General features: G+C 68.8%; 9 protein-coding genes. 1 reads left to right on the top strand and 8 read right to left on the bottom strand.

Translation table 11 applies throughout. From position 1 onward, the window contains the following. The 3 genes from I73_RS29035 to I73_RS18875 form a co-directional block, all read right to left on the bottom strand. Positions 1-257, bottom strand: a 257-nt coding sequence (locus I73_RS29035) for a COX15/CtaA family protein (RefSeq protein ID WP_199899072.1), incomplete at its 3' end; no start/stop codon positions are given. Then, a complete protein-coding gene (locus I73_RS18880; RefSeq protein ID WP_026096948.1) occupies positions 257-964 on the bottom strand; it encodes a hypothetical protein in 708 nt (235 codons plus the stop codon). The genes I73_RS18880 and I73_RS29035, both read right to left, overlap by 1 nt. Then, positions 915-1,640, bottom strand: coding sequence for an SURF1 family protein (locus tag I73_RS18875; RefSeq protein ID WP_234409548.1), 726 nt, complete (start codon positions 1,638-1,640; stop codon positions 915-917). Before I73_RS18875 ends, I73_RS18880 begins: the two co-directional genes overlap by 50 nt. Positions 1,641-1,718: 78 nt before the next feature. On the opposite strand from I73_RS18875, the gene I73_RS18870 reads away from it, so the two are divergent. After that, entirely contained in the window at positions 1,719-1,946 is a 228-nt protein-coding gene (locus I73_RS18870; protein ID WP_026096946.1) for a DUF2909 domain-containing protein, read from the top strand. A 76-nt stretch (positions 1,947-2,022) separates the two neighbouring features. Here the strand turns inward: I73_RS18870 and I73_RS18865 are convergent, their stop codons facing one another. The 5 genes from I73_RS18865 to I73_RS29030 form a co-directional block, all read right to left on the bottom strand. Continuing rightward, on the bottom strand, positions 2,023-2,907 hold the full coding sequence (locus I73_RS18865) for a cytochrome c oxidase subunit 3 (RefSeq protein ID WP_022982045.1): 885 nt from the start codon (positions 2,905-2,907) through the stop codon (positions 2,023-2,025). A 53-nt stretch (positions 2,908-2,960) separates the two neighbouring features. Beyond that, complete coding sequence (locus tag I73_RS18860) at positions 2,961-3,182, bottom strand: DUF2970 domain-containing protein (protein WP_022982044.1); 222 nt, start codon at positions 3,180-3,182, stop codon at positions 2,961-2,963. Beyond that, positions 3,179-3,757, bottom strand: coding sequence for a cytochrome c oxidase assembly protein (locus I73_RS18855; RefSeq protein ID WP_022982043.1), 579 nt, complete (start codon positions 3,755-3,757; stop codon positions 3,179-3,181). Before I73_RS18855 ends, I73_RS18860 begins: the two co-directional genes overlap by 4 nt. A 14-nt stretch (positions 3,758-3,771) precedes the next feature. Beyond that, a complete protein-coding gene (locus tag I73_RS34125) occupies positions 3,772-3,891 on the bottom strand; it encodes a cytochrome oxidase small assembly protein (protein WP_022982042.1) in 120 nt (39 codons plus the stop codon). Between the two features lie 10 nt (positions 3,892-3,901). After that, positions 3,902-4,452, bottom strand: a 551-nt coding sequence (locus tag I73_RS29030; RefSeq protein WP_022982041.1) for a cbb3-type cytochrome c oxidase subunit I, incomplete at its 5' end; no start/stop codon positions are given.

The following is a 4,452-nucleotide window of genomic DNA, read 5'->3' as shown; positions in this document are numbered from 1 at the left end:
GCCAGCGGGCTGGCCTCGCCGTAGCAGCCCGGCCAGTCGGGGCAGCCCAGGCCGGAGTCGGTCAGGCGGGTGAAGGCGCCGAAGGCGATCAGGTCCACCGTCAGAAACAGGGCCAGCGTGGTGAGCGCGGCCAGACGCTGACGCCGGCTGGCCCCGCGCCAGCGCCAGGCCAGCCCCAGCAGGATCAGCAGCGTCACGCTGCCCGAGCCGGCCAACAAGGCCAGGGCCGGGCTCCAGTCCACGGGCGTCGCGTTCATCATGGCCCCACCTCCCGCCCCGGACGGTCCCAGAAGGCGGAGGCCCTGAGGAGCCGCTCCAGGTCCTTGTGAAAGCGCTTGGGCTCCGGCTGGGGTGGGGTGCGCATCATCCACTCGCCCATCGGGTCCACCACGTACATGTGCTCGCTCAGCGCATGGCCGGGTGCGGGCTGCAGCCACTGCGCCAGGGCCTGGGGCGGCACCCGCAGCACCCAGGTGCCCGGGGTCAGCGCCTGCAGCACCTCGGGCCGCACGGGCGCGTCGTCGGGCACCAGCCACAGGTTGTCCACCCGGTCGCGCTCACGGCCCAGCATCTCGCGCAGCTGGCGCTGCTCGAACAGCATGCGTTCGCAGGCCGCATCGCAGGCGCCCCCGGCCACCACGGTCAACAGCCACTGGCGCTTGAGGGCCGCAGGCGTCACGGCGCGGCCATCCAGGGTCTGCAGGGGCAGGTCGGCCGGCAGGCCGCGCGAGGGTTGGATCAGCTCGGCATAGTTGCTGCGCCCCTGGGGCCGCAGCACGTAGTAGGTGAAGTAGGACGCCACCACCGGGGCTGCGCAGGCCAGCAAGACCAGCAGCAAGGTGAAGCGCCCACCCCAGCGGGTGCGGGCCATCGGAACCGCGCCGGGCAGGCCATGCACGGTGAGCGTCAGCGGCTCAGGCGATGTGCCGTGCGAGGCGCGGGCGAATGAGCTGGAACCAGACATACAACCCCACGGTGAGCGACGAAAACAAGAACCACTGGACGGCGTACAGGTCGTGCTTGCGCACATCCAGCGCAGGTTGCGGCCAGCGCCGCTGCAAGGTCTGTTCAGCAGCCGCAGCAGCGCCCGCGGCCACAGGCGACGGCGCCAGCTGCTGCAGCGAGTAAGGCAACAGCGCATGCCCCCAGAGCGCCGCCAGGGCCTCCGGCTCGGCGTTCTGGCGGATCGGGCCGGGGGCGTCCGCCCCCAAGGCGGTCAGGGCCGATGGCCAGGGCGCCACGCGGGCCGACACCAACACCTCCCCCTCGGGCACCGGCAGGGCCGGCAGATGGCTGCGGTCCTGCAGATCGCGCGGCACCCAGCCGCGCTGCACCAACACCACATCCCCGCGGTCCAACTGCAGGGGCGAGAGCACAAAGAAGCCCGGCCGGGCATCCATCTGACGGTTGTCCAGGAACACCGGCGCCACCGGCAGCCAGCGCCCCTGCACGGTGACCCGCCGGTACCACTGCCCCTGGGCGATCAGGGCGGTGCGCGCCAGGGCCTCCGGGCTCAGCACGGGCGCTTCGGCACGCTCCAGCATCTCGGCCTGCAGGGCCCGCTTCTCCTGGCCACGGTGCATCTGCCAGAGGCCCAGTCGGGCCGTCACCGCGGCCACCGTCAGCGCCGCCAGCAGCACCAGAACGCGCCGCGTGAACGGGTCGCTCCGGGCAAGCCCTCCTGCGCCCGGCACCGGGACGGGAGAAGAATGCCGGACATGAAGATCCTGATCATCGCCACCCTGCTGGCCATTTTGAGCAGCCTGGCCGCCGCCGGCCTGCTGATGCTGCGCCGCCGCCCCGAGGACGACGGCGGCCAACGCGGCCGGCAGATGGCCCGCGCCCTGGCCTGGCGCATCGGCCTGTCCATTGCCCTGTTCCTGGCGGTGCTGGGGGCCTGGGCCCTGGGCTGGATCCATCCGACCGGCCTGCCCGTCACCCACTGAAGACCGCACCCCCTCCCCCGCGCCAAGCGCGGGTGCGAGCCCGTGCAAGCTGGGGGAGGTGCGGTGCATGGCCGCCTCACATCCAGTAGACGACCAGGTACAGGCCCAGCCAGACCACGTCCACGAAGTGCCAGTACCAGGCCACGCCTTCAAAGCCGAAGTGGTGCTTGCTGCTGAAGTGGCCCTTCATCAGTCGCAGCGTGATCACCGTCAGCATCAGCGTGCCCAACAGCACGTGAAAGCCGTGGAAGCCGGTGAGCATGTAGAAGGTGGAGCCGTAGATGCCGGACGTGAGCTTCAGGTTGAGCTCATGGTAGGCATGCATGTACTCGTAAGCCTGGAAGCCCAGGAAGGTGGCGCCCAGCGCCACGGTCAGCCACATCCAGCCGATGCAGCTGCCCCGCCGGTCGGCCAAGAGCGCGTGGTGGGCCAGCGTGATGGTCAGGCCAGAGGTGAGCAGCAGGGCCGTGTTGAGCGTCGGGATGGGCCAGGGGCCCATGGTCTCGAAAGGCGCCACGGTGCCGGCGGGCGAGCCCGTCGCACCGGGCATCTCGCTGGGCCAGACCGCCTTGAAGTCGGGCCACAACAGCTGGTTGTCCAGGCTGCCCAGGGCGGGGATGACATGCGCCCGGGCCCAGAACAGGGCGCCGAAGAAGGCGGCGAAGAACATCACCTCCGAGAAGATGAACCAGCTCATGCTCCAGCGGAAGGACGCGTCGATGCGCTGGGAGTACTGCCCGCCTTCGCTCTCGCGGATGGCATCGCCGAACCACTGGAACAGCACGCTGAACAGCACCAGAAAGCCCGCCAGCACCGCATATCGGCCCCAGCTGAGGTCATTGATCCATTGGCTGGCACCGAAGGCGATGAGGAACAGCGCCAGCGCCCCCATCGCCGGGTGGCGTGAAGGCTGGGGCACGAAGTAGTACGGCGTGCCGTGGGAATCGTTCGCTGCGGACATCCTCGGTTCTCCTCGTTGCGATCGCGTGTCTCGTGTGCCTGCGGTCGACCACTTCAGTGGCCTGTCGCACCATCCACCACCCAGTTCACCAGCAGCAGCAGCAGGCCCACGAACAGGGCCGCTCCCACCAGCCCCGCCACGATGACGTGCTGGGGCTTGACCCGTCGCAGGTCCTGCTCCTGGTCCGCCCGGCGGCGCACGCCAAAAAAGGACCAGGCCACCAGGCGCACGGTCTGCCAGAAGCTGCCATCGCTGCCAGGGGTCTGGGGGCTCATGTGCCGCCTCCCGGCGCGGGGGGCACCTTGCCGCCCACCTCGAAGAAGGTGTAAGACAGCGTGATGGTGCTCACATCGTGCGGCAGCTTGTGGTCCACATAGAACACCACCGGCCAGCGCCGGGACTCACCGGCCTTGAGCGTGTATTCGTTGAAGCAGAAGCACTCCAGCTTCTCGAAGTAGTTGCCCGCCACGCTGGGTGCGTAGCTGGCGATGGCCTGCGCCGTCAAGGTGCGCGGCTGGGTATTGGTGAAGTCGTACATCACCGTGGCCATCTGACCCGGGTGCAACTGCAGGGACCGCACCTCGGGCTTGAAGGACCACAGGCCGCGGGCATTGGCGTCGAACTCCACCGTCACCATGCGGCTGCTGTCCACCTGGGTGTTGGCGGGTGCGGCCTCGGCCGCGCTGCCGCCACGCTCCGAGAGGGACAACACATTGATGCCCAGCGCCGTGCAGATGTGGCGGTAGATGGGCACCAGCGCATAGCCGAAGCCGAACATCAGCGCGGTGATGACCAGCAACTTGCCCACCATCACCAGCTGGTCTTGTCGAGCTCGGGCGGCGATGGACATGTTCTGCTCCGGGCTCAGGCGTGCAGCCAGACGATCTTGGCCACGAAGGCCAGACCGATGACCAGGGCCACGGCCGCCAGCGTCCAGGCCAGCCGCAGATTGGCCCGACGTTGCGAAGGTGTCAGTGCGGCCATGTCCGGCTCCTCAGCCCACCACGCGGGTGGCGGTCTCGTCCAGCTTGGGCGGGGTCTCGAAGGTGTGGTGGGGCGCCGGCGAGGGCACCTCCCATTCCAGGCCTTCAGCACCCTCCCAGGGCTTGGCCGGTGCCGGCTCGCCGCGGCCGCGCATCATCGGCAGCACGGTGGCCAGGAAGAAGTACACCTGCATGAAGCCGAAGCCGAAGGCGCCGATGGAGGCGATCTCGTTGAAGTCGGCGAACTGCATCGGATAGTCGGCATAGCGACGCGGCATGCCGGCCAGCCCCAGGAAGTGCATGGGGAAGAAGGTGATGTTGAAGAAGATCAGCGAGCCCCAGAAGTGGATGCGACCGCGGGTCTCCGAATACATCACCCCCGTCCACTTGGGCGCCCAGTAGTAGTAGCCGGCGAACATGGCGAACAGCGAACCCGCCACCAGCACATAGTGGAAATGGGCCACCACGTAATAGGTGTCCTGCAGCTGCAGGTCCACCGGCGCCATCGACAGGATCAGGCCGGTGAAGCCGCCCATCGAGAACACGAAGAGAAAGCCCACCG

Origin of the sequence: Ideonella sp. B508-1 (assembly GCF_000333615.1) — a bacterium.
GTDB lineage: Bacteria > Pseudomonadota > Gammaproteobacteria > Burkholderiales > Burkholderiaceae_C > Ideonella.
The sequence above is the reverse complement of the archived record's forward strand: the minus strand, read 5'-3'. Positions and strand labels throughout refer to the sequence as shown.

Coding starts and splice junctions, on each gene's coding strand:
- I73_RS18880 (WP_026096948.1), bottom strand. CDS start 964: ATGTCTGGTTCCAGCTCATTCGCCCGCGCCTCGCACGGCACATCGCCT.
- I73_RS18870 (WP_026096946.1), top strand. CDS start 1,719: ATGAAGATCCTGATCATCGCCACCCTGCTGGCCATTTTGAGCAGCCTG.
- I73_RS18865 (WP_022982045.1), bottom strand. CDS start 2,907: ATGTCCGCAGCGAACGATTCCCACGGCACGCCGTACTACTTCGTGCCC.
- I73_RS18860 (WP_022982044.1), bottom strand. CDS start 3,182: ATGAGCCCCCAGACCCCTGGCAGCGATGGCAGCTTCTGGCAGACCGTG.
- I73_RS18855 (WP_022982043.1), bottom strand. CDS start 3,757: ATGTCCATCGCCGCCCGAGCTCGACAAGACCAGCTGGTGATGGTGGGC.
- I73_RS34125 (WP_022982042.1), bottom strand. CDS start 3,891: ATGGCCGCACTGACACCTTCGCAACGTCGGGCCAATCTGCGGCTGGCC.